Source organism: Pseudomonas sp. R3-18-08 (assembly GCF_003852065.1).
Lineage (GTDB): Bacteria > Pseudomonadota > Gammaproteobacteria > Pseudomonadales > Pseudomonadaceae > Aquipseudomonas.
The window spans coordinates 2,789,973-2,813,446 of the sequence record NZ_CP027729.1 but is presented as its reverse complement, the minus strand read 5'-3'; the positions used below and the strand labels follow the sequence as shown (position 1 = coordinate 2,813,446).

Below are 23,474 nucleotides of genomic sequence, written 5' to 3'. Positions count from 1 at the left end.
GGGGTTCAGATGAGGATGAAGATCAGCGCGAGGCCAGCGAAGATCGCCCACTTTTCCAGGTAGTAGCGCGTGCGGTTGCGCTTTTTCAGCTCCTTGCCGCGCAACCGGATCTTGTACAAGCGGGTAAAGGCGCGGTTGAGGCCGCCAGTCTTGTCGCCTTCATCATTGGGCGAACCCGCAGCGGCCATCACATTGCGGCTGAACCAGCGGTTGAACGCGGCTGCCCAGCGGTATTTCATCGGTCGCTCGATGTCGCAGAACAGAATGATGCGGTTGTGGGCAGTGGTGTTTTCCGCGTAGTGGATATAGGTCTCGTCGAACATCACCGGCTCGCCGTCGCGCCAGTAATAGCTCTCGCCGTCCACATTGATATAGCAGCCCGGATCGTTTGGGGTATCCAGCCCCAAGTGATAACGGTAGGAGCCCGCATAGGGGTCACGGTGACGCACCAGTTTGGAGCCCGGCGGCAGCTCGGCGAACATCGCGGCCTTGATCGAGCCGATGCTTTGCACCAGTTCGGTGGTGCGCGGGCACAGCTTCATTGCCGAAGGATGACTGTCGCCGTACCACTTCAGATAGAAGCGCTTCCAGCCGGACTTGAAGAACGAGTTGAAGCCCACGTCATTGTATTGCTCCGAGCGCTTGATCTCTCCGGCGCGCATCAGGTTCTGGGCTTCCTGGCGGATCTCTTCCCAGTGCGCCTGCAACGGGCTCAGGTCCGGAAAATCGCTGGGCGACAGAAAGGGGCGGCTCGGTTGCTTGGAGAACAGATAGAGCAAGCAGTTGACCGGCGCCAGGAACGTCGAGTGATCGCTAAGCTGGCGGCCCAACTTATGTCGCACCCGGCCACGCAAATGTACATACGCGATGGAGGCAACGTAGAGAGCAACAATGATGAGTTTCAAGGGATTCGTCACACGTCAGGGAGAGAACAGGCTGCTCCTACGGGCCCACAACGGCCGAGGATGGATAAGCAGCACCTGAAATCACAATTCACATACAGGCGACACGACCGGCAGGATGACCTTCCGATGTGTGACCATTGGCCGTTATTTAGCCATACTTTGTAACCAAAGGTTAACTAAGAATTGTGAAAAGCTGTCCACTGAGTGTGTTAGGAAGGTTGTGCTGGCGGGCCCCCAGGACCCGCCGGCCAGAGACGTCGCTACGGCTTAAAGCTGATCGTCCTTACGTTCGCGGCGTGAAAAACTGCTGTCTTCCAATGCCGAATACGGTACTGCACCACGCTGGGTAAGCATGAGGTGGCGGACCAGCGCGACCATCAGTCCGAGCAGTAACCCGCCCACCAGGCTCAACGCAATGACCAGGGCTTTTTTCGGTTTGATCGGTGCCAGAGGCTCCTGGGCGCGACGGTCAATTGTCACCAGCTTCAGGTTGCTCATGTCGATGTTCAAACCACGCAACCTGGCGACTTCGGCGCGAAGCGGTTCGACGTCCTGCAGGAAGATGTCTTCATTGCCACGTTTGCGCAGCACTTCAACTTCGCGGTTGGCGTCCAACAGCTGGAGCTCCTTGCCAATTTCGGCAATACGCGGATTGGTGAAGTCATCGCTGGTGCGCTTTTGCAGCGCGGCGCGTTCGGCCTCCAGGGCCTCGGTACCCATGAAGTACAGCGGAATTTTCTGATTGTTGACTTCGGTGCGCATCACCTGGCTCGAGCCGGTTCGCGCGGAGTCGGCCATGGAGGATGGCGTGGTCGGTGTCCTGATCCCCATGGACTGAGCGATGCCGATGGCTTCAGCCAATTCCGCCAGGCGGTTGGTCCGCTCCATTTTCATCTGCAAGCGCAGGGCGCTGAGTTCGTCCTGCAATTGGGCGCGCTTGAGACGGTCCGCCTCGAGCAACTTGGCGATTTTCGATTCCTTTTCGGTGTCGTAGTTGGCCCGGGCGGCGTCGATCTTGCCCTTGAGCTCAGCCAGCCGGTTGTTCACGATTACCTTGAGGTCGGCGCCGACCTGCTGACGCTCTGCGGCAATGGCGTAGTCGACAAACCCGTTGAGAATTTTCACCCCATCAACATCGGTCGGGTACTGCAATTCCAGACGGATGTAGTTGCTCAGCGAGTCGGACTTCTTCGGGTCCGGCAGGATCAGATTGACCGAGTTCCGATTGAAGGCTTCAAAACTCTGCTCCAGGGTTTGCCCCGGTTTCTGAAACGCCTTGAACAATTCCTCGTGATCCTTGAAGAACCCAAGGCGAGCCTCGTAGGAGTCCAACTGCGCGCCCACTTTGAGCAACGCATCGGCGGGGGGCAATTTATACACTTCAGAGCGGTTCAACGCGTCCAGCTCGTTGATCGCCGCAGGCCGTAGCACGCTGCTGACCTCGTAGGTCTTGGGCGCCAGGAAGGCATACCCCGCACCTAGAACGCCCGCCAGAACCGTACAACCCACGATCAGCTTTTTTTGTCGCCAGATGGCGTGAAACAATTCAAACAGATCAATTTCATCAGACGCTACAGCGGGCGCAGGCGGGGAAGTACGATTCAAAATAAGCACACCTTAATTAATACTAAAAGGCCATCACTCGAAGAAACCCTAAAAGCTTCAAATCAGGGACAACGCCCTGAGCACGGCGGACCAATGGCAATCTGACTACTGAGTCTGACGAAAAATCCCGCGTATTTAAGGATTATTTCTGCTTTATGTCGATGTGTAGCCAAAAAGATATTTTGATGTGGGATTAATCACGCTACAAGCGTAGCTAATACAACATGAAAATGCTGTCAAATAGCTGTCCTATAAAGAAAAAATCCTGCCACCTGAAAGCACTGATCCTGTGCGGATACAATCCCCCTCCCCCCTTCAGCAAAAGGAAGTTGCATGTCATCCCCTTCAGTCACGGATTACCACGCCCTGCAAGGTGCCTGGGAGCAAACCGCCCTGGAAGACAATGGCGTACTCAATCCTGCCGATGCACATAGCGCGCCAGGTGCCATCACCAGGATCAGCGGGGACACGTTTGAAGTCGTCACGGTCGAGGGCGACCTCTTGCTGGCGGGGCGTTTTGTCCTCGACGCCGACACCACGCCCAAGAGCATTACCTGGGTGGACGCCATCGGCGCGGACGCCGGCAAGTCGCTACCGGCCAGCTACCGGCTCGACGGTGATCATTTTGTATTTATCGCTGCCGATGAGGGCATGCCCCGGCCCACCGTGTTCAGTACCGGCCCGGGGCAAACCATGCGCACCTTCGTACGCCGGGCATGAACGGCGCTCTTATCCACTTTGATCACCGCATTTTCACAAGGCCTTCACGTTCCGGCTTATAGGGTGAAGCCTACCTACTCCAGTGATTCCCTTGGCCCGCCGTTATGTGCGGGCTTTTTTTTTGCGCGCAGAAAAACGCCCTGGGCCAGCGCGAAACTTATCGCCAGGCGCGCAGGTCACTAGCCCAACGCGTGTCCGGCCCCTGGACTGCGCCCTGGAAGGTTGCATCGTGGCCCATCACTCAGACCTGCGCACTGCCTTGTCCCTGGACAGCCTGAATTTCTTCCTCGCGGATGTGCGCGACGGCCTGGGCCCGTACCTGGCGATATATCTGCTGGCGGTCCATCAATGGGACCCGGCCAGCATTGGCGTGGTCATGACCCTGGCGGGTATTGCCGCGCTGATCACCCAAGGTCCGGCAGGCGCATTGATCGACCGTACCCGCAGCAAACGCGCGGTGATTGCACTTGCCGCGCTGCTGGTCACGCTCAGTTGCCTGATGCTGCCCTTCGTCAGTTCGTTTGGCTGGGTGGCGCTGACCCAGGCCGCCAGCGCCATCGCCGCGTCGGTGTTCGCCCCGGCGATTTCCGCGATTTCCCTTGGCATCACCGGGCCGCGCGCGTTTACCCGGCGGACCGGGCGCAACGAAACCTTCAATCACGCCGGTAACGCCGTGGCAGCACTGCTGGCCGGGGGCTTGGCCTATCTGTTCGGGCCGGTGGTGGTGTTTTACCTGATGGCGTTTATGGCCGTCGCCAGTGTCATCGCGGTCGGTTGCGTGCCGGGCAAGGCGATCGACCATGAGGTGGCCCGCGGCTTCGACCCCGCGCATCATACTGACCATGAGCAGCCCTCGGGCCTGAACGTCTTGCTCGCCAACCGCCCCTTGTTGCTGTTCGCCATCTGCTGTGCGCTGTTTCACCTGGCGAATGCCGCGATGCTGCCGCTGGTCAGCCAGAAGCTGTCGCAGATCAACCTGCAGATGGCCACGCCATTGACCTCGGCCTGCATCGTCGCCGCGCAATTGGTGATGGTGCCGACGGCTATGCTGGTGGGGGCCAAGGCCGACCTCTGGGGGCGCAAGCCGCTGCTGATGGCCGGTTTCATGATTCTGCCGCTGCGCGGCGTGCTCTATACCTTGTCCAGCGATCCTTATTGGCTGGTTGCCGTGCAGATGCTCGACGGCATCGGCGCGGGCATTTTCGGCGCGCTGTTCCCCGTGATCGTCAAGGACCTGACCCAAGGCACCGGCCGCTTCAATGTCAGCCTCGGCGCGCTGTCCACGGTATTTGGCCTGGGCGCGGCGCTGAGCAGCAGCCTGGCCGGCTTCGTGGTGCAAATGGCCGGCTACAACGCCGCCTTCCTGACCTTGGCCGGGGTGGCGGCCGTCGCGTTGCTGCTGGTAGGGCTGGCCATGCCCGAGACACTGGCAAAACCAACCTTCGCTCGCCATACACCTGTTGCCTGACATATGCGACAATGCGCGCCAAATTCCAACACACATTCCAGATTTTGCGCTCAGCGACCGGGTTTCGCGCCTCGATGTCGCTGTTGACGCATGCCTGAAGGCTCCTGCCGTCACGCTCGCAACCCATTGATAGGTAAAGTAATTGATCTCCACAGCTAACATCACCATGCAGTTCGGCGCCAAGCCGCTCTTCGAGAACGTCTCGGTCAAGTTCGGCGCCGGCAACCGCTATGGTTTGATCGGTGCCAACGGTTGCGGCAAGTCGACCTTCATGAAAATCCTCGGCGGCGACCTTGAACCGTCCGGCGGCCAGGTCATGCTCGAGCCGAACGTGCGCCTGGGCAAGCTGCGCCAGGACCAGTTCGCCTACGAAGAATTCACCGTGCTCGACACCGTGATCATGGGCCACGAAGAGCTGTGGAAGGTCAAGGCCGAACGCGACCGCATCTACTCGCTGCCGGAAATGAGCGAAGAAGACGGCATGGCCGTGGCCGAGCTGGAAACCGAGTTCGCCGAGATGGACGGCTACACCGCCGAATCCCGCGCCGGTGAGCTGCTGCTGGGCCTGGGTATTCCCCTGGAACAGCATTTCGGCCCGATGAGCGAAGTGTCGCCCGGCTGGAAGCTGCGCGTATTGCTCGCCCAGGCGCTGTTCTCCGACCCGGAAGTGCTGTTGCTCGACGAACCGACCAACCACTTGGACATCAACACTATTCGCTGGCTGGAAAACATCCTGACCCAGCGCTCCAGCCTGATGATCATCATTTCTCACGACCGTCACTTCCTGAACAGCGTGTGCACCCACATGGCTGACCTGGACTACGGCGAGCTGCGCCTGTTCCCGGGCAACTACGACGAGTACATGACCGTGGCGACCCAGTCCCGCGAGCAACTGCTGTCGGACAACGCCAAGAAGAAGGCGCAGATCTCCGAGCTGCAGTCCTTCGTCAGCCGCTTCTCGGCCAACGCCTCGAAAGCCAAGCAGGCCACTTCCCGCGCCAAGGCGATCGACAAGATCCAACTGGCCGAGGTCAAGCCTTCGAGCCGTGTGAGCCCGTTCATCCGTTTCGAACAGAACAAAAAGCTGCACCGCCAGGCGGTCATGGTCGAGAAGATGGCCAAAGGTTTTGACGGCAAGCCGTTGTTCAAAGACTTCAGCTTCCAGGTTGAAGCCGGCGAGCGCGTGGCGATCATCGGCCCGAACGGCATCGGCAAGACCACCCTGCTGCGCACCCTGGTCAACGAACTGACCCCGGACGCCGGCAGCATCAAGTGGACCGACGCCGCGGAACTGGGCTACTACGCCCAGGACCATGCCCATGACTTCGAAGACGACCTCACCCTGTTCGACTGGATGGGCCAGTGGACCCAGGGCGAGCAGATGATCCGTGGCACCCTGGGCCGCATGCTGTTCTCCAACGACGAAATCCAGAAGTCGGTGAAGGTCATCTCCGGTGGTGAACAAGGCCGCATGCTGTTCGGCAAGCTGATCCTGCAAAAGCCGAACGTGCTGATCATGGACGAACCGACCAACCACTTGGACATGGAATCCATCGAAGCGCTGAACCTGGCGCTGGAGAACTATCCGGGCACGCTGATCTTCGTCAGCCACGACCGTGAGTTCGTATCGTCCCTGGCTACCCGCATCATCGAGTTGAGCGCAGACGGCGTGATCGACTTCAGCGGCACCTATGACGATTACCTGCGTAGCCAGGGTGTGGTGTTCTAAGAACAGCGCATAGCTGCCGGGCCAAACAGGTTCAAATGTGGGAGGGGGCTTGCCCCCGATGGCAGTGGTTCAGTCAATACATCCATTGACTGACACCCCGCTATCGGGAGCAAGCCCCCTCCCACATTTGCTACCGTGTTATGCCATCATGGCCGTACCGCCTGCCAGCGAATGAGTACCCATGCCCGCCACCGCCCCCTCCTCCTTGTCGATCACCTTGCAGATCGTCTCCATCGTCTTCTACACCTTCATTGCCTTTATCTGCATCGGCCTGCCGATTGCGGTAATTCCAGGCTATGTTCACGAACACCTGGGCTACAGCGCCGTCGTGGCCGGGGTCACCATCGGTTCGCAATACCTGGCCACTTTGCTCAGCCGGCCGATGGCCGGGCGCATGTCGGACAACGTCGGCACCAAGCGCGCCATTGTGCTGGGCCTGGCCGGCATCCTGATCAGTGGCGTGCTGACGTTTATCGCGGTGCTGCTGGAGCACCTGCCGGCGCTGAGCCTGACCATCCTGATCGCCGGTCGGCTGTTGCTGGGCGTGGCCCAGGGTTTGATTGGCGTGGGCACCATCAGTTGGTGCATGGGCGCGGTCGGCACCGAACACACGGCCCGGTCGATTTCCTGGAACGGTATCGCTTCCTACGGCGCCATCGCCATTGGCGCGCCGCTGGGGTGGTGATGGTGGCCGACTATGGCTTCGCCAGCCTGGGCCTGGCGCTGACGGGGCTGGCCGCGCTGGGCCTGGTGCTGATCCGCAACAAACCCTCGGTGCCGGTGGTGCGCGGCGAGCGCCTGCCGTTCTGGGCGGTGTTCGGACGTATCGCACCGTTTGGCGCCAGCCTGTGCCTGGCCTCGATTGGCTACGGCACGCTGACCACCTTTATTACCTTGTACTACCTCAATCGCGGCTGGACCGGCGCAGCGTACTGCCTGACGGTATTTGGCGTGTGTTTTATCGCGTCGCGCCTGGTGTTCATTTCTGCCATCAGCCGCGTGGGCGGCTTCACCGCCGCCATCGCCTGCATGCTCATCGAAACCCTGGGCCTCACCCTGCTGTGGCTGGCGCCGTCGACCGGCGTGGCGTTGATTGGCGCGGGGTTGACCGGTTTTGGCTTGTCACTGGTCTACCCGGCGCTCGGGGTCGAGGCCATCAAGCGCGTGCCGGACAGTAGCCGTGGCGCCGGGCTGAGTGCGTATGCGGTGTTTTTCGACTTGGCCCTGGCGATTGCCGGCCCGTTGATGGGCGCGGTGGCGCTGAACCTCGGCTATGGCTGGATATTCTTCTGCGCGGCGCTGCTGTCAGTCACGGCGCTGGCACTGACCGTGCTGCTCAAGCGTCGCGCTTACTGATCGGCCGTCTGTAACCCGGCACGGGTGGCCTCGCCGAGGGTGTGACTGAAAAAGCGCCCGGCCTCGGAGACCAGATCGCGGTGGATGCCCTCACGGTCGACACCGTCGGCATCGGTGCAGATGGCCGGCATCGTCGCCAATTGGTCGCTGTCGCACGGCGCCATGAACACGAAGTGCCCTGCCCCGGCCAACAGTTTGAAGTCCGGCGGCTCCGGCAGTTTGCGCGCCAGGGCGGCGGCGTTCTTGTCCACCGCCACCAATTTGTCGCCATCGCCACTGTAGAGCAGCACCGGTACGTGCACGTCAGCCAGGGTGTGGCGACCAAACATCAGGCTCAGCGGCGCCATCAGCATCAGAGCATGGATGCGCGGGTCGGCCTGGGGTTGCAAGTCGTCACGGTCGACCACCAGTTCGCCTTTGGTGTTGCAGGCGTCACGGTCCTGGGGGCGCTGCTGGCAATAGCGGCGCAGGCGCTCGAAATCCGGCTTGGCCCCCGCCAGGATCAGCGCAGTTTCACCGCCGGCCGAATAGCCGATCACGCCCACCTGGTCGATGTCGACGAAGGGCGACAGCATCGGGTCGTCCAGCGTCGCGGTGATTGCCTGGGAAATCTGGATCGGCCGGCCGTACAGATTGCTCACGGTGCCCAGGCGGCTGTGATCCTTGTAGTTGTCGCCGGGGTGCAGCACCGCCACCACCACAAAGCCCTTGCGCGCCAGCGAGGTGGCCAGGTCATGCAGGGCCAGCGGCGTACCGGTATTGCCGTGCGACAGCATCAGCATCGGGAAACGGCCGATGGCGACCTTGGCGTCTTCGCCGGCAGCTACATGGTAGGCGCCCAACGTCGTGGTGTGCTCGGTGTCGGTGGAGGGGTAGAACGCAATGGCCTTCATCGGCTGCGAATCCAGCGGGTCCAGGACGCTCATGCGATGAAAGCCCACACTCCAATGCGGGTGCGGCGCAGGCGCGGCGTGCACTGAAAGCAGGCCGCCGCACAGGGAAAGAACCAAAACAGCACAGAGACGCATCATGGGGATGTCCACCTTTGCTGCGTGAGAACCGGCATGCCGTATGAAAATTCCAGGGTAGTGAACCCAAGCGTGCATAACCTGGGCCATAAATGCAAAAACTCCGTACTCCGCTCGCGCTCAGGCGAACAGAATACAGAGTTTAGACGCCCGGCTTCAGATTGAAACCGGCCGCGACGAACATTTACACAAGCCTTACGCAGCGGCGAACAAGTGCTCGCTGATCAGCACGTTGGCGTCGCTCAAGGCTTTGCTGCGCACTTCGTCGCCGTAGGCCAGGCCTTCAGCACGTACGATTTCGATATCAGTGATGCCGAGAAAGCCGAACAGCAACTTCAAGTAGCCTTCATGGGCGGCACCGGACGCCTGGCCGGCATGCAGGCCGCCGGCGGTGGAGACGATGATGACTTTCTTGTTGCCGCACAGGCCTTCAGGGCCGGCTTCGGTGTAGCGGAAGGTCTGGCCGGCAACGGCGATGCGGTCGATCCAGGCTTTGAGCTGGGTCGGGATGGTGAAGTTGTACATCGGAGCACCTAGCACCACGGCATCGGCGGCGAGGAATTCAGCCAGCGACGATGCGCTCAGTTCGGCTTCATGTTTTTGCGCAGCATCGCGCAGTTCGGCAGCGGTGCCCAATGCCCCCAGGGTGGCGCCGGAGAAGTGATTGATGCCTTCGCTGGCGAGGTCACGGTAAGTCACTTCCACGCCCGGCTCGGTGGCCTGCCATGCCTTGACCACACCGGCGCTGAGCTGACGGGAAGCGGAGTTGTCGCCGAGGATGCTGGAATCGATATGCAACAGTTTCATGGTGGATCTCCGAGGGTGGGATCGACAGGGGCGATCAGATGGTGTTGATGCTACGCATCCAACTAATAGTCGATAAGCCATCTGGAATGCGATAGATTGTCCCACTGACAGGACAATAGGCTGACCATGCAAGACCTCAACGACCTCTACTATTTCGCCAAAGTCGTCGAAGCCGGCGGTTTCGCCGCCGCCGGCCGCCTGCTGGGAATTCCCAAATCGCGCCTGTCGCGGCGCATTGCCGAGCTGGAGGAACGCCTGGGCGCGCGCCTGCTGCAACGCACAACCCGGCAACTGACCCTGACCGCCGTCGGCGAGCGCTACCTGCGCCACTGCCAGGCGATGTTGCTGGAAGCGGAGATGGCCGATGAGGCCGTGGCCAGCATGTCCACCGAGCCCCGTGGGCGTCTGCGGGTCACTTGCCCGGTCGGCCTGGCCCAGCAGATCCTGCCGGAACTGGTGGCCGGTTTTCTCGCCGCCCACCCGCTGGTGCAACTGGACATGACCCTGGTCAACCGCCGCGTCGACCTGGTGGGCGAAGGGATCGACGTAGCCTTGCGCGTGCGCGAACTGGGCGACGAAGACCCGTTGCTGGTCACCAAACGCCTGCGCCAGGCGCAGACCGTGCTGGTGGCCAGCCCGGCACTGCTACGTGATCGACAGGTCGACAGCCTGGACGACCTCAGGCAATTACCGATAATGGGCGCACTCGAGGCGGACCGCATGGTGCACCAGCGCATCATCGACCCCCAGGGCAACGCTCACGAGCTGGTCATGGAGGCGCGCCTGGGCATCGAAGACTTTATCGTACGCAAGACCAGCGCCCTCATGGGCGTGGGCTTCACGGTGCTGCCGATGATGTATTGCGAAGAGGAACTGGCCAGCGGCCGACTGGTGCAGCTGCTGCCGCAATGGTCGTTACCCGGCGGCTGGTTGCAGGCCGTGTACCCGCACCGGCGCGGCGTGCTGCCGGCCATTCGCGCCTGGATCGACTACCTGGAAGAAGGTTTCAAAGGCTGTGGAGATCGCCTGCTATGAGCATGACCGAAGCGCAAGTCGCGCAATTCTGCCTGAGCCTGCCGGGCGCACGCGAGGACTACAAATGGGGCGGCGTACGGGTGTTCTCGATTGCCGGCAACAAGATGTTCGCGCTGCAGAACCTGCGCGGCGACTCGCTGGCGTTCAAGGTCGACAAGGAACTGTTCCTCGGCCACGTCGACCGCCCAGGCATCCACCCGGCGCCGTACCTGGCACGCGCGCAATGGATCATCATGAACACGCCCTACCCGCTGGCGCCCGAGGAACTGCGTGGCTTGTTGCAGCGCTCCCACCAATTGGTGGTGAGCAAGTTGCCCAAGCGCACGCAGGTGGGGTTGTTGCTATAGGATCGACAGCAGCGTGCCGCCGAGAAACAGCTGGTCCAGCCAGAACACCTGGTGCAGCAGCACGATTACCCAGAACAGCACCTGGTAAGACACCTTGCGCGTCTTGTGCCGGAACACCTGCTGGGCGATCAACGCCCCCGGCCAACCGCCCGCCAGTTCGACGGCGTGCAGGATGTTTTCCGGAATGCGCCGGCCCTGGGTCTGGGCCTTGCGCTTGTCACTCCAGTACAGAAAGAACGCCACCACGCTGACCACCCCGTAGGCCGCCAGTGGGATGACCGTCTCGCCGCGCTGCCACAGCAGCGCCGCACCCAGCAGCGGCGCGGCGCACAGCACTAGCAGGACCAACGCCTTCAGACGCGGATGCTGAATGTTCATGGCTTGACGGCGGACCAGTCGATCCAGCCGAATTGCCAGGTCGCCAGGATCACCAGGCCGAACGCGATCCGGTACCAGGCAAAGGCCGCGTAGCTGTGGTTGGCGATAAACTTGAGCAGGCCCTTGACCGCGATCATCGCGAAGATGAACGAGGTGACAAAGCCGATGGCGAACACCGGCAGGTCCGCCGGCTGGAACAGGTCGCGGTATTTGTAGCCCGAGTACAGCGCTGCACCGACCATGGTCGGCATGGCCAGGAAGAACGAAAACTCGGTGGCGGTCTTGCGCGACAGGCCGAACAGCAGGCCGCCGATAATCGTCGCACCGGAGCGCGAAGTGCCTGGGATCATCGCCAGGCACTGGGCGACGCCGACCTTGAGCGCGTCTTTCCAGGTGATGTCGTCCACGGTTTCGGCATGAACGGCATGTTGGCGACGTTCAGCCCACAACATGACCACGCCGCCCACCACCAGGGCCGTGGCCACGGTGATCGGGTTGAACAGGTAATGCTTGATCAGGTCAGCGAAAATCACCCCCAGCACCACCGCCGGCAACACGGCAATGATCAGGTTCACGGTGAAGCGCTGGGCGTTGCGCTGAGTGGGCAAGCCGATGACCACGTCGAGGATCTTGCGGCGAAATTCCCAGACCACGGCCAGGATCGCGCCCAGCTGGATAATGATATTGAATGCCTCGAAACGCTCGCCGCCGAAGTTGATCAGGTCGGCGACGATGATCTGGTGGCCGGTGCTGGAGATCGGCAGGAACTCCGTCAGCCCCTCGACCACGCCAAGAATCAATGCCTGTATGGCAGTCCAAAAATCCATGCTTTCTCCAAAGGTCACGCGCCTGGCATGCCTCTTATGTTTTTTAAGTTCACTGACAACGAGCGCGCTGCAGCGCCCGGCATCGATTCTCAATGCCGGACTGCAAAAATTCCGTGAAAAATCAGGCAGTACTCAGGTTTTTCGATTACGGGCCGAAAGCCTATCAGACAAGCCGAAAAAGTCGATGCAACACCCACAATTATAAAAGGCACGGAGTGACAGGACGATGAACAGTTTGCGCAATATGTCGATCAGCCGACGTCTCTGGCTGATCCTGGTAGTCGCCGTGCTGATGCTGCTGACCTTGGGCGCGTTGATGCTCAAACAGATCCATGACGACCTCTACCAGGCCAAGCGTCAACAGACTCAGCACGTGGTGCAAACTGCCAGCGGCGTGTTGGGCTACTACCAGAACCTGGAAAAAACCGGGGTGCTCACCCGCGAAGCGGCGCAGCAGCAAGCCCTGAGCGCAGTGCGCGGCCTGCGTTACGACCATGACGATTACTTCTGGATCAACGACCTCACCCCCGTGATGATCATGCACGCGGCCAATCCCAAGCTGGACGGCCAGAACCTCTCGGCGATCCGCGATCCGGACGGGTTCGCGGTGTTCAACGAGTTCGTGAGCCTGGCCAAGGCCAAGGGCGCCGGCATCGTCAATTATCGCTGGCCGAAACCGGGGGCCGATGCGCCGGTGCAGAAAACCTCCTACATCCAGTTGTTCGCACCCTGGGGCTGGATTATCGGCTCGGGCGTCTACGTGGACGACGTGCAGGCCGAGTTCAGCGTCCAGGTGTGGAAAGCCTCGGCCATCGGCCTGGGCATCGCGCTGATCATGGCCCTGCTGGTGCTGTTGATCGCGCGCAGCATCCTGCAACCGTTGCAGGCGGCGGTGAATGCCATGGGCAACATCGCCAGCGGTGAAAGCGACCTGACCCGCAGCCTCGATACCCACGGGCGCGACGAGGTCACCCAGCTGTCCCAGCACTTCAATACCTTTACCGCCAAATTGCGCCAGGTGGTCGGCCAATTGCAGGTGTGCGCCAACGCCCTGGGCGAGTCGTCCACCGAGTTGGGCCACAACGCCAGCCAGGCCCACGACCGCAGCCAGCAGCAGTCGCAACAGATGGAACTGGTGGCCACCGCGATCAATGAAGTCACCTACGGCGTGCAGGACGTGGCCAAGAACGCCGAGCACGCCGCCAGCGAAATGCGCGACGCCCAGGCCCAGGCGCAACAAGGCCAGGTCAACATCGACGGCAGTTTGCAGCAGATCGACCAGCTCTCCAGCACCATCAGCCAGGCCGTGGAGGTTATCCGCACGCTGTCCAGCGAGAGCACCCAGATCGGCGGCGTGCTGGAAGTGATTCGTTCAATTGCCGACCAAACCAATTTGCTCGCCCTCAATGCCGCCATCGAGGCCGCACGCGCCGGCGAGCAGGGTCGCGGGTTTGCCGTAGTGGCCGATGAGGTACGCTTGCTGGCCCAGCGCACGCAGAAATCCACAGCTGAGATCCAGGCGATGATCGAGCGGTTGCAGGGCCATTCGGAAGCGGCGGTCAAGGTCATCAGCGACAGCCACAGCGCCTCGCAACTGACCATCGAACAAGCCGGCCTGGCCGGTGCAAGCCTCAGTGCCATCGGCCAGGCGCTGCATAATCTCAACGGCCTGAACGCCTCGATTGCCAGTGCCACCCTGCAACAGGCGCATGTGGTGGAAGACATCAACCAGAACGTCACCCAGGCGGCCGGCTTGTCCCACAGCACCGCGCTGGCGGCTGAACAGTCGAGCGTGGCGAGCGCGCAATTGCGCGGCTTGAGTGAGCAGCTTGACGGGCTCTTGCGCCAGTTCAAAGTCTGACGCCCATGTCATGAGCACCCTGTGGGAGGGGCCAAGCCCTCTCCCACATTTTTTTACTGCATCAAACCAGGATCATTGTTGGGTCAATTGAGTCCACAACGCCGGCGCACCGGCTGCCTTGGCGATCGCGTCCAATCGCGCGGCATGCTCGGCCAGATCCTGCTCGCTGGCACGGATGATAGCCGTAGGCCTGCGATCAGCCGGCAGACGACGGATCTCCGAGGGACGATTGCCCGAGCCTTCTGCCGAACCGTTGCCATCGGAGGCATTACCGGCCAGCGACAGGCTGGTCTGCCCACCGGTCATGGCCAGGTAGACCTCAGCCAGAATCTCGGAGTCGAGCAAGGCGCCGTGCAGTTCACGGCCAGAGTTGTCCACGCCGTAACGTTTGCACAGGGCATCGAGGCTGTTGCGTTGGCCCGGGTGACGCTCGCGGGCCATCATCAAGGTGTCGAGGATCGAGCAGTGCTGGGAAATATCCGCTCGATCCATCTGCCCCATCAGGGAAAATTCATTATTGATGAAGCCGACGTCGAACGCCGCGTTATGAATGATCAGCTGGGCGCCGTTGATGAACTCGAAAAACTCATCGGCCACTTCGGCAAAGCGCGGCTTGCCCTTGAGGAACTCGTCGGTGATGCCGTGGACGCCGATCGCGCCTTCGTCACTGTCGCGGTCCGGTTGCAGGTAGACGTGAAAGTGACGACCGGTAAGACGGCGGCCCATCAGTTCGACACAGCCGATTTCGATGATCCGGTGACCATCGGTCACCGGCATGCCGGTGGTTTCGGTATCGAGTACAACGGATCGGATGGCCATCAGGGTTCAGCTCTCAACGGTGTGGGGTGAGTCAAAGGGCGCGATGTTAACACGTCAGCCGGCTTCAGCTCTGCTTGTAGCCGCGCACTTCATCCACGCCCCTGTTGGCGAGCTGGTCAGCCCGTTCATTGCCGGGATGACCGATATGCCCACGCACCCATTTCCAGGTGATGTCATGCCGGTTGCATTGCTCGTCGAGCAATTGCCACAGGTCGGCATTCTTGACCGGTTCCTTGGACGCCGTTTTCCAGCCGCGCTTCTTCCAGTTGACCATCCACTCGTTGATGCCCTTCATCACATATTGCGAATCGGTCACCAGCAGGACGTTGCAGCGCCGCTTGAGCTCTTCCAGGCCGCGAATGGCGCCCATCAGCTCCATGCGGTTGTTGGTGGTGTTGGCTTCGCCGCCCCACAACTCCTTCTCCACGCCCTTGCACACCAGCAATGCGCCCCAGCCGCCGGGGCCGGGGTTGCCCTTGCAGGCGCCATCGGTGAAGAGTTCTACGCTATCGGTCATCGGTTATTGAGCCTGAATCAAAAGAGGTTTTACGGTTCGCGCTGTTCGCGGTTGACCTTGGCCAGGGGCATCGGCACCAGCTTGGCGAGCGGTTCGCGGCGCACTTGCTGCACCGGCCGCAGCCCGACCGCGATCTTGCGCGCCACTAATAAATAGAAGCCCCCACCCGACAGTTGCCAGGCCCCTGCGCGGCGTTCCCAACCGGCGAGGCGCCCCTGCCATTTGGCGGACGCAAGCGGCGGACGATAGCACCCGAAGCGGCGTTTCTCCAGCGCGAAGCCCAGCAGGTTCAACCAGTCGCCCACCCGAGAAGGCGCGATGCAGCGCGCCTGGCGCAGGCCGTCCTGGGCAAACGCGTGGCGCAGGCCCCAACTGCTCCAGGGGTTGATGCCGACAATCAGCAAATGGCCACCAGGACGCACGCTGCTGGCGGCTTCGCGCAACAAGCCGTGGGGAGACAGGCAAAAATCCAGGCCGTGCTGCAACACCACCACATCGGCGGCGTGTTCGCTCAACGGCCAGGCCTGCTCCTCGCAGACGATTTCCACACCCGGCAACGGCGCCCCCAGGCGTACATTGCGTTGTACCTGCGGTGCGCACGGCGGCGTTTCGGCCGACGGGCCGTAATGCACCAGATAGCCACCAAAGAACCGGCCCAGCTCGTCGTCGAGCATGCGCCGCTCTTCATCCAGCAGAAATTGCCCAAGCGGCCCGGACAACCATTCGCGGGCTGCGCCGATCAGGGCCAGCCACTCAGGATCGGCCTGGGCGAACGCTTTATCAGTCATTGCATTCTCCAACTCGCCTAGACGTTCTAAGATGCACCAATGTGTTCAGCTTGGCGAATCGAAGAATGATACAGATCAGTGCCCTGCCCGCCTTCACCGATAACTACATCTGGTTGTTACAGGATGAGCAAACCCACCGTTGCGCCGTAGTCGACCCCGGTGATGCCGCGCCGGTAATCGCCTGGCTTGAGCAGAACCCGGCCTGGGTACTCAGCGACATCCTGGTCACTCACCATCACCATGATCATGTCGGCGGTGTCGAGCAACTCAAAAAGCTCACCGGCGCCAACGTCTACGGCCCCGCAAACGAAAAAATCCCGGCTCGGGACGTCGACTTGCAGGATAACGACCGCATCACCGTGCTCGGCTGGGATTTCGATGTGTATGCAGTACCCGGCCACACCCTCGGCCACATCGCTTATTACCATCAAGGCGTGCTGCTGTGTGGTGACACCCTGTTTGCCGCCGGTTGCGGTCGCCTGTTCGAAGGCACGCCGCAACAGATGTACGCGTCCCTGGAACGCCTGGCTGCACTGCCTGCCGACACCTTGGTGTACTGCACCCACGAATACACACAAAGTAACCTCAAGTTTGCCCAAGCCGTGGAACCGGATAATGCCGACATCGCTGAACGGGTCGCGCAAGTCGCTCAATTGCGCGCCCGTGGCGAGATGACGCTGCCGTCCAACCTGGCCCTGGAAAAACGCACTAACCCTTTTCTACGCACCTCTGAAACATCCGTTAAACAAAAAGCGGACGAACGGAACGGACGCGACAACCGCTCTGGGGCCGAGGTGTTTGCTAGCTTGAGGGCTTGGAAAGATAAGTTCTAAGCGGACGCAATCTGATACGTAATTTCTGAATGGTTGACCGGAACCGAAGCGCTTTCTAGAATCGCCCGACATTTTTGCCCGGAACTTACTTCCAGCCAATGTCGTCATCTATTAGTAAATCCATTTCTTCAGACGCATTGACCCGCCTGGCTCAAGCCGTGGCGGTGGCCGTTTCCGCAACTCTGGCGGGCTGCCAATCGACTCATTACGCTGCACAATCCACCGTGCAACCCAAACCCAATCTTGCTGCCAAGATCAAGCAAAAACCTATTTGGCTCTCAGAGAAGCCCAGCCCCGAAGTGCCCCAGGATGTCTGGGAACGCATGCGTCGGGGCTTTCAATTGCAGGACGGCGTAGGGGTCAACCCGCGCATCGAGCAACAACGCCTGTGGTTCGCCAGCAACCCCTCCTTCCTGGAAAATGCCGGCGAACGCGGCAGCCTCTACATTCATTACATCGTCGAGCGCCTTGAAGAACGCAACATGCCCCTGGAGCTGGCGCTGCTGCCGGTGATTGAAAGTGCCTACAACCCGATGGCCTATTCGCGCAGCGATGCGGTCGGCTTGTGGCAGTTCATTCCGTCCACCGGGCGCTACTTCAACCTGCGCCAGACCCGCGCCTACGATGGCCGCCGCGATATCACCGCCTCCACCACCGCCGCCCTGGACTACCTGACCCGCCTGCATGACATGTTCAACGGCGACTGGCTGCTGGCCCTGGCGGCCTACAATGCCGGTGAAGGCACGGTGAGCCGGGCCATCGAGCGCAACGAGAAGCTCGGCCTGCCGACGGACTACTGGAACCTGCCGCTGCCCCAGGAAACCAAGGACTACGTACCCAAATTCCTGGCGTTGTCCCAGGTGGTGCTGGCCCCCGAGGCGTACGGCGTCAACCTCAACCCGATCGCCAACACGCCGTATTTCGAAGTGGTTGAAGTCAAGCAAAGCATGGACCTGTCCCGGGTCGCCGCGCTGGCGGAAATCGATGAAGACGAGCTGTTCCAGCTCAACCCGGCCCTGAAACAACGCACCACCCTGGACGGCCCCCAGCATTTGCTGGTGCCCACCTCCAAGGCGCAACTGCTCACCAGCACCCTGTCGACGATGAAGCCGGAAGAATTGTTGAGCATGCGCCCGAAAAAGCCGGTGTTCGACGAAGTCGAGACCAAGGCGGTGGCCGGGCGTACCCGCAGCTACAAGGTGCGCACTGGCGACAACCTCACGCTGATCGCCAAGGCCAACAAGGTCGATGTGCATGACCTGCAGCGCTGGAACAAGCTCAACGGCCAGGCGCTCAAGGTCGGCCAGACCCTGGTGATGCAGGACACGCGCAAAGCCGCCGCGACCAAACCGGTGCAGTACAAGGTCAAGAAAGGCGACTCGCTGTACATGGTCGCCAAGCGCTTCAACGTCGAGATGCAACATCTCAAGCGTTGGAACCCACGCACCGGGCAGGCGTTGAAGCCTGGGCAGATGCTGGTGGTTTCCGGGCCGCGCTGATACCTCAAGAACACTGAAGAGCTAATTGTGGGAGGGGGCTTGCTCCCGATAGCGGTGGGTCAGTTAGCCTATGTACTGACTGGCACAAAGCTATCGGGGGCAAGCCCCCTCCCACATTGGATCTTCAGTGCTCTCAGCAGCCTTTTTCCATCCGGAACAAGCTGTTACTGTACCGATCATAAAGCCCAAGCCGCCCGGATCGGATCTCTGACTTGAAGCGTTCCCTCCTTCTACTAATAAGTCTGGCCTTGAGCTTTGCTGCGAACGCGACGATTACCGAGAGCCACGGTTACGCGCAGTTCGGCACACTCAAGTACCCGGCCAAATTCACCCATTACGATTGGGTAAACCCTGCAGCGCCGAAAGGCGGGACACTGCGGGTGATGGCCTTTGGCACGTTCGACACCCTCAACCCTTATACCTTCAAGGGCACCAGCCCGGTTTCCACCGGTAACTTCCTGCAGTACGGCGTCAACGAGCTGAACGAACCGCTGATGGTCGGCACCGGCCAGTACGCCCCTTCCGGCGATGAGCCGACGTCCAGCTACGGCCTGATTGCCCAATCGGTGGAATACAGCGAGGACCGCAGCTGGGTCGTGTTCAACCTGCGCCACGAGGCGCGTTTTCACGATGGGGCACCGATTACTGCCGATGACGTGGCGTTTTCCTACCGAACCCTGTTGACCGAAGGCCACCCGCAATACCGCACCAACCTGCAGGAAGTGGCGCGGGTCGACATTCTCAATCGCCATCGCATTCGTTTTGTGTTCAAGCGCGCCGGCAATCCGCTGCTGATCCTGCGCCTGGGCGAGTTGCCCGTGCTGCCCCAGCATTACTGGAAGAACCGCGACTTCAAGGCCACCACCTTCGAGCCGCCACTGGGCAGCGGGCCGTACCGAATCAAAAAGGTCACCCCCGGCCGCCAGTTGGTGTTCGAACGGGTCAAGGATTACTGGGGCAAGAACCTGCCGGTCAACCAGGGTTTGTATAACTACAACAAGGTCGAGGTGGAGTTCTACCGCGACAGCGACGTCGCCTTTGAAGCCTTCAAGGCGGGCGAATTCGACATTTATATCGAACACCAGGCCAAGAACTGGGACACCGGTTACCACTTCCCGGCGGTGAACCGCGGCGAGGTTATCAAGGCACAGATCGCCCACCGCATCCCCACTCAGAGCCAGGGCCTGTTCATCAACACCCGGCGCCCGGCCTTCAGCCAGACCCAGGTGCGCGAAGCCCTGGGGTTGATGTTCGACTTCGAATGGACCAACCGCACCCTGTTCAGCAATGCCTACAAACGCACCTTGAGTTACTACCCCAACAGCGAATTTTCCGCCACCGGCGTCCCGGTCGGTCACGAGTGGCTGATGCTCTCGCCCTACCGCGACCAACTGCCGGCCAAGCTGTTTACCCAGGCCTTCAGCCTGCCGCAGACCGACGGTCGCGGCATCCCCCGCGACACCCTGCGCCGGGCCCTGGGCCTGCTCGGCGAGGCCGGCTGGAAGCTGTCCGGCCAACGCTTGTTGAACCAGGACGGGCAACCGCTGCGCCTGGAAATCCTGCTGGTCAACCCGAACCTGGAGCGCATCCTGCAACCGTATGTCGAGAACCTGATCAGTATCGGCATCGACGCGCACCTGCGCACCGTTGACCGTGCGCAGTACAAGCAGCGCCTCGACCAGTTCGACTTCGACATGATCCTGGTCACCCTCAACCAGACCCTCAGCCCAGGGCTGGAACAGTGGCAGTACTTCCATTCCAGCCAGGCTGCCATCAAGGGCAGCAAGAATTACGCCGGCATCGCCAACCCTGTAGTCGACCACCTGCTGGAACAACTGCTCGCGGCCCAGACCCGCGAAGAACAACTGGCCGCCGGCCGCGCCCTGGACCGGGTGCTGCTGTGGCAGCACTACAGCATTCCCAATTGGTACCTCAACTATCATCGCCTGGCGTACCGCAACCGGTTCGCCTTTGTCACCACGCCGCCCTACAGCCTGGGCTTGAGCGCATGGTGGCTGAAAGCTTCGGAGAAAGCCCAATGATGTCTTTGCGCAGTACTCTATTCGCCAGCCTGTTGCTGTGCAGTGCGGCCCAGGCCGCCCCGCAACATGCGTTGACGCTCTATAACGAGCCGCCCAAGTACCCCGCCGATTTCAAGCATTTCGACTACGTGAACCCCGACGCCCCCAAGGGCGGCACCTTCCGCGAGTCGGCCATGGGCGGCTTTGACAGCCTCAACCCCTACATCAGCAAAGGCGTGCCCGCAGACAATCTGCCGTTGATCTACGACACGCTGGCCATGCAGAGCCTGGACGAGCCCATCACCGAATACGGCCTGGTAGCCGGCAAGATCGAAAAGGCACCGGACAACAGTTGGGTGCGCTTCTATCTGCGGCCCGAGGCACGCTTCCATGATGGCCACCCGATCCGTGCCGAAGACGTGGTGTTTACCTTCCAGACCCTGATCAAGGATGGCACGCCGCTTTACCGCACTTACTACGCCGACGTGGATGAAGTGGTCGCCGAGGACCCGTTGCGCGTGCTGTTCAAATTCAAGCGCACCAACAACCGTGAGCTGCCACTGATCCTCGGGCAGTTGCCGGTACTGCCCAAGCATTGGTGGGCCAGCCGGGATTTTTCCAAGGGCAACCTGGAAATTCCGCTGGGCAGTGGCCCGTACAAGGTGGCTGAGGTCAAGGCCGGGCGCATGATTCGCTACGAGCGGGTCAAGGACTACTGGGCCAAGGACTTGCCGGTCGCCAAGGGTTTCTACAACTTCGATAACCGCATCACCGATTATTACCGTGACAGCACCGTGTCCCTGGAAGCCCTGAAGGCCGGGCAGTTCGATTATTGGCTGGAGTTCAGCGCGAAAAACTGGGCCAACGCCTACAACATTCCGGCGGTAGCCGAGGGCCGTTTGATCAAGGAGGAAATCCCCAACGGTAACCCCACCGGTATGCAGGGTTTCGTGTTCAATACGCGCAAACCGATGTTTCAGGATGTCCGGGTGCGCAAGGCCATCAGCCTGTTGCTGGATTTCGAATGGAGCAACAAACAGTTGTTCAATGGCGCCTATACCCGCACGCGCAGTTACTTCGAAAACTCGGAAATGGCCGCCACCGGCTTGCCCGGCCCGGATGAACTGGCGATTCTCGAGCCCCTGCGCGACAAGATCCCTGCCGAAGTCTTCACTCAGTCCTTCGAGCCCTCCAAAACCGACGGCAGCGGCATGATCCGTGCGCAGCAGCGCGAGGCGTATCAGTTGTTGCAAGAGGCCGGCTGGAAGATCGTCGACGACAAGATGGTCGACACCACCGGCAAACCGGTCACCATTGAATTCCTGCTGGCCCAGACCGAATTCGAGCGCATCCTGCTGCCGTTCAAGCGCAACCTGGCCGACCTGGGCATCGACCTGGTGATTCGCCGGGTTGACGTGTCGCAGTTCATCAACCGCCTGCGCTCGCGGGATTTCGACATGCTGGTGGGCAGCTTTCCGCAATCCACCTCGCCGGGTAATGAGCAGCGTGAGTTCTGGAAGTCGTCCAGCGCCGACAAACCCGGCAGCCGCAACTACATGGGCCTGAAAGACCCCGCCGTCGACCAGTTGGTCGAGCAGTTGATCGACGCCGACTCGCGCAAAAGCCTGATCGCCCACGCCAGGGCGCTGGACCGCGTGCTGCAGTTCGGTTACTACGTGATCCCCAACTGGCACATCAAGACCTTCCGTGTGGCGTATTGGGACCACCTCGGCCATCCGCAAGTTTCGCCGCGCTATGACGTCGGCACCGCCACCTGGTGGGCCAAACCCGACGTCAAACCGGCGATCCCCCTGGACACCACACAAAGCGCCGAAGCGGCGAGCGGAGGCGATTGAATGCTGGCCTATATTGTTCGTCGCCTGTTGCTGATCATCCCCACGCTGTTCGGCATTCTGCTGATCAACTTCGTGATCATCCAGGCCGCCCCCGGCGGGCCGGTGGAACAGATGATCGCCAAGCTCGAAGGCTTTGACGGCGCCACCAGCCGTATCGCCGGTGGCGGCGCCGAAGTCGCGGTGGCCGGTTCCAGCTATCGCGGCGCCCAGGGGCTGGACCCGGCGCTGATCAAGGAAATCGAAAAAATGTACGGCTTCGACAAGTCGGCGCCGGAACGCCTGTGGATCATGGTCAAGAACTATGCCCGGCTGGATTTCGGCGACAGTTTTTTCCGTGACGCCAAGGTCATCGACCTGATCAAGGAAAAGATGCCCGTGTCCATTTCCCTCGGGTTATGGAGCACCCTGATCATGTACCTGGTGTCGATCCCCCTGGGCATCGCCAAGGCCACGCGCCACGGCAGCCATTTCGATGTGTGGACCAGTTCGGCGATCATCGTCGGCTATGCGATCCCGGCGTTCCTGTTCGCCATTCTGTTGATCGTGGTGTTTGCCGGCGGCAGTTACCTGGACTGGTTCCCGTTGCGCGGGCTCACGTCGAATAACTTCGACGAATTGAGCTGGGGCGCCAAGGTGCTCGATTACTTCTGGCACCTGGCCCTGCCCGTGACCGCCCTGGTAATCGGTAACTTCGCCACCATGACCCTGCTGACCAAGAACAGCTTTCTCGACGAGATCAACAAACAGTACGTGGTCACCGCCAAGGCCAAGGGCCTGACCAACCATCGCGTGCTCTACGGCCATGTGTTCCGCAACGCGATGCTGCTGGTGATCGCCGGTTTTCCCTCGGCCTTCATCGGCATCTTCTTTACCGGTTCCCTGCTGGTGGAGGTGATCTTTTCCCTCGACGGTCTCGGCCTGATGAGCTTTGAAGCGGCGATCAACCGCGACTATCCGGTGGTGTTCGGCACGCTGTTTATCTTCACCTTGCTGGGGCTGATCGTGAAATTGATCGGCGACCTAACCTACACCCTGGTCGATCCGCGTATCGACTTCGCCAGCCGGGAGCATTGAG

20 protein-coding genes and 1 pseudogene are annotated in these 23,474 nt (G+C 61.0%); 12 read left to right on the top strand and 9 right to left on the bottom strand.

Annotated elements, in window-relative coordinates; translation table 11 throughout:
• Positions 1 to 5: 5 nt before the first annotated feature.
• Positions 6 to 905, bottom strand: a complete 900-nt coding sequence (gene lpxO / locus C4J92_RS12835) for a lipid A hydroxylase LpxO (RefSeq protein WP_124404097.1) — start codon at positions 903 to 905, stop codon at positions 6 to 8.
• Between the two features lie 267 nt (positions 906 to 1,172).
• A complete protein-coding gene (locus C4J92_RS12830; protein WP_124404096.1) occupies positions 1,173 to 2,510 on the bottom strand; it encodes a Wzz/FepE/Etk N-terminal domain-containing protein in 1,338 nt (445 codons plus the stop codon).
• Between the two features lie 333 nt (positions 2,511 to 2,843).
• Between C4J92_RS12830 and C4J92_RS12825 the strand changes: the two genes are divergently transcribed.
• The 4 genes and pseudogenes from C4J92_RS12825 to C4J92_RS12810 all read left to right on the top strand — a co-directional run bounded on the left by C4J92_RS12825 (position 2,844) and on the right by C4J92_RS12810 (position 7,783).
• Positions 2,844 to 3,230: a TIGR03067 domain-containing protein gene (locus tag C4J92_RS12825; protein WP_124404095.1), complete on the top strand. Its 387-nt coding sequence runs from the start codon at positions 2,844 to 2,846 to the stop codon at positions 3,228 to 3,230.
• A 229-nt stretch (positions 3,231 to 3,459) separates the two neighbouring features.
• Positions 3,460 to 4,698 carry an MFS transporter gene (locus tag C4J92_RS12820; protein ID WP_124404094.1) on the top strand — a complete coding sequence of 413 codons (1,239 nt, stop codon included), beginning with the start codon at positions 3,460 to 3,462 and terminating at the stop codon, positions 4,696 to 4,698.
• 142 nt (positions 4,699 to 4,840) lie between these two features.
• Positions 4,841 to 6,427, top strand: coding sequence for an ABC-F family ATPase (locus C4J92_RS12815; protein WP_124362737.1), 1,587 nt, complete (start codon positions 4,841 to 4,843; stop codon positions 6,425 to 6,427).
• A 181-nt stretch (positions 6,428 to 6,608) separates the two neighbouring features.
• A pseudogene (locus C4J92_RS12810) lies at positions 6,609 to 7,783 on the top strand (MFS transporter).
• Here the strand turns inward: C4J92_RS12810 and C4J92_RS12805 are convergent.
• Positions 7,777 to 8,814 (bottom strand): dienelactone hydrolase, encoded by a 1,038-nt coding sequence (locus C4J92_RS12805; protein WP_124404093.1) that lies wholly within the window; start codon positions 8,812 to 8,814, stop codon positions 7,777 to 7,779. The pseudogene C4J92_RS12810 and the gene C4J92_RS12805 sit on opposite strands and share 7 nt — an antisense overlap.
• 192 nt (positions 8,815 to 9,006) lie before the next feature.
• On the bottom strand, positions 9,007 to 9,618 hold the full coding sequence (locus C4J92_RS12800) for an FMN-dependent NADH-azoreductase (RefSeq protein ID WP_124404092.1): 612 nt from the start codon (positions 9,616 to 9,618) through the stop codon (positions 9,007 to 9,009).
• A 126-nt stretch (positions 9,619 to 9,744) separates the two neighbouring features.
• Between C4J92_RS12800 and C4J92_RS12795 the strand changes: the two genes are divergently transcribed.
• Together C4J92_RS12795 and C4J92_RS12790 are read left to right on the top strand one after the other, a co-directional pair.
• On the top strand, positions 9,745 to 10,653 hold the full coding sequence (locus C4J92_RS12795; protein WP_124404091.1) for a LysR substrate-binding domain-containing protein: 909 nt from the start codon (positions 9,745 to 9,747) through the stop codon (positions 10,651 to 10,653).
• Positions 10,650 to 11,000 (top strand): MmcQ/YjbR family DNA-binding protein, encoded by a 351-nt coding sequence (locus C4J92_RS12790; protein WP_124362732.1) that lies wholly within the window; start codon positions 10,650 to 10,652, stop codon positions 10,998 to 11,000. The genes C4J92_RS12795 and C4J92_RS12790 overlap by 4 nt, the downstream gene beginning before the upstream one ends.
• Here C4J92_RS12790 and C4J92_RS12785 read toward each other — a convergent pair.
• Positions 10,995 to 11,378, bottom strand: a complete 384-nt coding sequence (locus C4J92_RS12785; protein ID WP_124404090.1) for a DUF1294 domain-containing protein — start codon at positions 11,376 to 11,378, stop codon at positions 10,995 to 10,997. The genes C4J92_RS12790 and C4J92_RS12785 overlap by 6 nt on opposite strands.
• Positions 11,375 to 12,205 (bottom strand): undecaprenyl-diphosphate phosphatase, encoded by an 831-nt coding sequence (locus tag C4J92_RS12780; protein WP_124404089.1) that lies wholly within the window; start codon positions 12,203 to 12,205, stop codon positions 11,375 to 11,377. The genes C4J92_RS12785 and C4J92_RS12780 overlap by 4 nt, the downstream gene beginning before the upstream one ends.
• A gap of 226 nt (positions 12,206 to 12,431) precedes the next feature.
• Between C4J92_RS12780 and C4J92_RS12775 the strand changes: the two genes are divergently transcribed.
• The gene (locus C4J92_RS12775; protein ID WP_124404088.1) at positions 12,432 to 14,066 is read left to right on the top strand and encodes a methyl-accepting chemotaxis protein; all 1,635 of its coding nucleotides are present in this window, start codon (positions 12,432 to 12,434) and stop codon (positions 14,064 to 14,066) included.
• Between the two features lie 72 nt (positions 14,067 to 14,138).
• On the opposite strand, the gene dnaQ is transcribed toward C4J92_RS12775, so the two are convergent.
• From dnaQ to C4J92_RS12760, 3 genes are all read right to left on the bottom strand, one after another.
• Entirely contained in the window at positions 14,139 to 14,879 is a 741-nt protein-coding gene (gene dnaQ / locus C4J92_RS12770) for a DNA polymerase III subunit epsilon (RefSeq protein ID WP_164485286.1), read from the bottom strand.
• A 70-nt stretch (positions 14,880 to 14,949) separates the two neighbouring features.
• Complete coding sequence (gene rnhA / locus C4J92_RS12765) at positions 14,950 to 15,402, bottom strand: ribonuclease HI (RefSeq protein WP_057725161.1); 453 nt, start codon at positions 15,400 to 15,402, stop codon at positions 14,950 to 14,952.
• A 29-nt stretch (positions 15,403 to 15,431) separates the two neighbouring features.
• Positions 15,432 to 16,190 (bottom strand): class I SAM-dependent methyltransferase, encoded by a 759-nt coding sequence (locus C4J92_RS12760; protein WP_124362727.1) that lies wholly within the window; start codon positions 16,188 to 16,190, stop codon positions 15,432 to 15,434.
• 65 nt (positions 16,191 to 16,255) lie between these two features.
• Here C4J92_RS12760 and gloB point away from each other — a divergent pair, with 65 nt between their 5' ends.
• The 5 genes from gloB (at position 16,256) to C4J92_RS12735 (ending at position 23,473) form a co-directional block, all read left to right on the top strand.
• The gene (gene gloB, locus C4J92_RS12755; RefSeq protein ID WP_124404087.1) at positions 16,256 to 17,023 is read left to right on the top strand and encodes a hydroxyacylglutathione hydrolase; all 768 of its coding nucleotides are present in this window, start codon (positions 16,256 to 16,258) and stop codon (positions 17,021 to 17,023) included.
• Between the two features lie 98 nt (positions 17,024 to 17,121).
• Positions 17,122 to 18,522: a transglycosylase SLT domain-containing protein gene (locus C4J92_RS12750; RefSeq protein ID WP_124404086.1), complete on the top strand. Its 1,401-nt coding sequence runs from the start codon at positions 17,122 to 17,124 to the stop codon at positions 18,520 to 18,522.
• Between the two features lie 212 nt (positions 18,523 to 18,734).
• On the top strand, positions 18,735 to 20,564 hold the full coding sequence (locus tag C4J92_RS12745; protein ID WP_124404085.1) for an extracellular solute-binding protein: 1,830 nt from the start codon (positions 18,735 to 18,737) through the stop codon (positions 20,562 to 20,564).
• Positions 20,561 to 22,399 (top strand): extracellular solute-binding protein, encoded by a 1,839-nt coding sequence (locus tag C4J92_RS12740; protein WP_124366920.1) that lies wholly within the window; start codon positions 20,561 to 20,563, stop codon positions 22,397 to 22,399. Before C4J92_RS12745 ends, C4J92_RS12740 begins: the two co-directional genes overlap by 4 nt.
• The gene (locus C4J92_RS12735; protein ID WP_124362722.1) at positions 22,400 to 23,473 is read left to right on the top strand and encodes a microcin C ABC transporter permease YejB; all 1,074 of its coding nucleotides are present in this window, start codon (positions 22,400 to 22,402) and stop codon (positions 23,471 to 23,473) included.
• Position 23,474: the final 1 nt, after the last annotated feature.

Coding starts and splice junctions, on each gene's coding strand:
- C4J92_RS12805 (WP_124404093.1), bottom strand. CDS start 8,814: ATGATGCGTCTCTGTGCTGTTTTGGTTCTTTCCCTGTGCGGCGGCCTG.
- C4J92_RS12775 (WP_124404088.1), top strand. CDS start 12,432: ATGAACAGTTTGCGCAATATGTCGATCAGCCGACGTCTCTGGCTGATC.
- C4J92_RS12785 (WP_124404090.1), bottom strand. CDS start 11,378: ATGAACATTCAGCATCCGCGTCTGAAGGCGTTGGTCCTGCTAGTGCTG.
- rnhA (WP_057725161.1), bottom strand. CDS start 15,402: ATGACCGATAGCGTAGAACTCTTCACCGATGGCGCCTGCAAGGGCAAC.
- C4J92_RS12740 (WP_124366920.1), top strand. CDS start 20,561: ATGATGTCTTTGCGCAGTACTCTATTCGCCAGCCTGTTGCTGTGCAGT.
- C4J92_RS12780 (WP_124404089.1), bottom strand. CDS start 12,205: ATGGATTTTTGGACTGCCATACAGGCATTGATTCTTGGCGTGGTCGAG.
- C4J92_RS12825 (WP_124404095.1), top strand. CDS start 2,844: ATGTCATCCCCTTCAGTCACGGATTACCACGCCCTGCAAGGTGCCTGG.
- C4J92_RS12800 (WP_124404092.1), bottom strand. CDS start 9,618: ATGAAACTGTTGCATATCGATTCCAGCATCCTCGGCGACAACTCCGCT.
- C4J92_RS12760 (WP_124362727.1), bottom strand. CDS start 16,190: ATGACTGATAAAGCGTTCGCCCAGGCCGATCCTGAGTGGCTGGCCCTG.
- C4J92_RS12750 (WP_124404086.1), top strand. CDS start 17,122: ATGTCGTCATCTATTAGTAAATCCATTTCTTCAGACGCATTGACCCGC.
- gloB (WP_124404087.1), top strand. CDS start 16,256: ATGATACAGATCAGTGCCCTGCCCGCCTTCACCGATAACTACATCTGG.
- C4J92_RS12735 (WP_124362722.1), top strand. CDS start 22,400: ATGCTGGCCTATATTGTTCGTCGCCTGTTGCTGATCATCCCCACGCTG.
- C4J92_RS12795 (WP_124404091.1), top strand. CDS start 9,745: ATGCAAGACCTCAACGACCTCTACTATTTCGCCAAAGTCGTCGAAGCC.
- C4J92_RS12790 (WP_124362732.1), top strand. CDS start 10,650: ATGAGCATGACCGAAGCGCAAGTCGCGCAATTCTGCCTGAGCCTGCCG.